The sequence below is a fragment of the Thermosulfurimonas sp. genome (assembly GCF_015491435.1).
Classification (GTDB): domain Bacteria; phylum Desulfobacterota; class Thermodesulfobacteria; order Thermodesulfobacteriales; family Thermodesulfobacteriaceae; genus Thermosulfurimonas_A.
The window spans coordinates 1-2,240 of the sequence record NZ_WFVX01000137.1 but is presented as its reverse complement, the minus strand read 5'-3'; the positions used below and the strand labels follow the sequence as shown (position 1 = coordinate 2,240).

Here is a 2,240-nt window from a genome sequence, read left to right as displayed (position 1 = left end):
GCGGTGCTTGCGGCCCGGGGGTTTCCGGACTTAAAGACCGCACTTCTCATTCTGGGCTGTATGGTAGGGGCACGGACCGCGGCCATGACCTTCAACCGCCTAGCGGATCTGCCCTATGATGCCGAAAATCCCCGCACCCGGAACCGGCATCTGGTCACCGGCCTGGTGAGCCCGGGAGAAGCCTGGGCGCTTTTCTTTGCGGCCTCGTTTCTTTACTATCTCTGCGCCGCCGGGCTCAACAAGCTGACTCTGAAGCTCTCTCCCATCGCCTACCTGATCATTCTGGCCTATTCCTACACCAAGCGCTTCACCTGGCTCTGCCATATCTTTCTCGGAGCGGCTCTGGCTCTCGCTCCGCTGGGGGGTTATGTGGCGGTTACCGGGGCCTTTCGTGACCCTGGTATCTTCGTTCTGGCCCTAGGGGTGGTTTTCTGGGTGGCGGGGTTCGATATCCTTTACGCCTGCATGGACGAGGCCTTTGATCGTCAGGTGGGGCTTTACTCCATCCCGGCCCGTTTCGGTCGCCGGCGGGCCTTCCGCTTTTCCTCCCTGTGTCATGCCCTGGCCTTCGGACTCTTCGCTCTGGCCGGATACCTTTTCGGGCTCTCCTATATCTATTACGGGGCCCTGGCCCTTACCGGGATCCTCTTCATCGCCCAGAGGGTCACGGTAAACCCAAAGGATCTTTCCGGGCTGGATATGGCCTTTTTCACCTTTAACGGGGCCATAAGCGTGATAATATTTCTGGGAGTAGCACTGGAATATCTAATCGGCTAAGGAGACAGGCCCTATGGAACGGATTCCCTTTACGCCGGAAGGGTTTCAGCGCCTGAAGGAGGAGCTGGAACGCCTCAAGACCGTGGAACGACGGGAGGTGGTTCGGGCCATCGAGGAAGCCCGGGCCCACGGCGATATTTCCGAAAACGCCGAATATGAAGCCGCCAAAGAAAGACAGGCCCATATCGAGGGACGGATTCAGGAACTGACCGATCGTCTGGCCCGGGCGGAGGTTATCGATCCCCCCAAGGAACCCCCGCAAAGGGTCCAATTCGGGGTACGGGTAAGACTTCTCGATCTGGATACCGAGGAGGAGATAGAATATCGCCTGGTAGGGCCCTATGAATCCGAGGTGGAAAAGGGACATATTTCCGTGACCTCTCCCCTGGGCCGATCCCTGATCGGAAAGGAAATCGGCGACGAGATCGAGGTACGCACCCCGGCCGGCACACGTCACTTCGAGATCCTGGAGATCAAGGTTTGATTACCGGAGACACGGAGAAACGGCTTCTGGATTTGCTGCAGGAAGGAATTCCGGTGGAACCCCGGCCCTTTGCCCGGCTGGGAGAAAAATTAGGCCTTACCGAGGACCAGGTTCTGGAATTGCTGCGATCCCTGAAGGAACGAGGCGTCCTGCGGCATCTCGGGGCCAGCCCGGATTCCCGTCGCTTGGGATTTGTAACCACCCTGGCCGCAGCCTCCGTACCCCCGGAAAGGGCCGAGGAGGTGGCTCGCCGGATCGCGGAACATCCCCAGGTAACCCACTGTTACCTCCGCAGACACCGCATGAACATATGGTTCACCCTGGTAGATCGGGATTTTGAGAGCATAGAGAACCTGCTCGCCGCCCTTTCCCGGGAGCTGGGAGTCGAATTCCGTCACTTCCCGGCCCGCAAACTCTTCAAACTGCGAGCCACCTTCAAACTGCAAAGATGAGCCGGCCCGGGGCGTGCCCCCCCGGAACTCCCGCCTTAGGAGGCAAGTTCCCGGAAAGTCTCCCGGGCGGCCTCAATGGTCCTTTCGATTTCCTCCTCGGTGTGGGCCAGGGAGACGAAGGCCGCCTCAAACTGGGAGGGGGCGAGATAGACCCCGCGTTTGACCATGGCCCGCCAGAAGGCCCCGTAGCGGGCGGTGTCCGAGGCCGCGGCCTCGGCAAAATTGGTGACCCGTCCCCCGCGGAAAAAGAGCGTCATCATGGAACCCACCCGGTTTCCGGTGACCTCAAGGCCGGCCTCGCGGGCCGCCTCCGAAAGACCCTCAAAGAGCCTTACCGAAAGTTCCTCAAGCCTCTCATAGGTCCCGGGGCGGGTAAGGATGCGCAGGGTGGTAAGCCCTGCGGCTACCGCCAGGGGATTCCCCGAAAGGGTCCCGGCCTGATAGACCGGCCCTTCGGGAGCGATGTGGTCCATAATCTCGGCCCGTCCCCCGTAGGCCCCCACCGGAAGCTGTCTCTTATACACATC

Annotated in this window: 4 protein-coding genes; 3 read left to right on the top strand and 1 reads right to left on the bottom strand. The window is 60.5% G+C overall.

What is annotated here, in order from left to right; all coding sequences use genetic code 11:
* The 3 genes from F8J34_RS06245 to F8J34_RS06235 form a co-directional block, all read left to right on the top strand.
* Nucleotides 1-777, top strand: a 777-nt coding sequence (locus F8J34_RS06245) for a 4-hydroxybenzoate octaprenyltransferase (RefSeq protein WP_297057249.1), incomplete at its 5' end; no start/stop codon positions are given.
* Between the two features lie 13 nt (nucleotides 778-790).
* The gene (gene greA, locus F8J34_RS06240) at nucleotides 791-1,261 is read left to right on the top strand and encodes a transcription elongation factor GreA (RefSeq protein WP_297057247.1); all 471 of its coding nucleotides are present in this window, start codon (nucleotides 791-793) and stop codon (nucleotides 1,259-1,261) included.
* Nucleotides 1,258-1,713: a hypothetical protein gene (locus F8J34_RS06235; protein ID WP_297057245.1), complete on the top strand. Its 456-nt coding sequence runs from the start codon at nucleotides 1,258-1,260 to the stop codon at nucleotides 1,711-1,713. Before greA ends, F8J34_RS06235 begins: the two co-directional genes overlap by 4 nt.
* A gap of 35 nt (nucleotides 1,714-1,748) precedes the next feature.
* Here the strand turns inward: F8J34_RS06235 and F8J34_RS06230 are convergent.
* Nucleotides 1,749-2,240: aminotransferase class III-fold pyridoxal phosphate-dependent enzyme (locus F8J34_RS06230; RefSeq protein WP_297057244.1), on the bottom strand; the 492-nt coding region annotated here is incomplete at its 5' end.

Bases quoted from the DNA above. Each gene is read 5' to 3' on its own strand.
- greA (WP_297057247.1), top strand. From the start codon at position 791: ATGGAACGGATTCCCTTTACGCCGGAAGGGTTTCAGCGCCTGAAGGAG.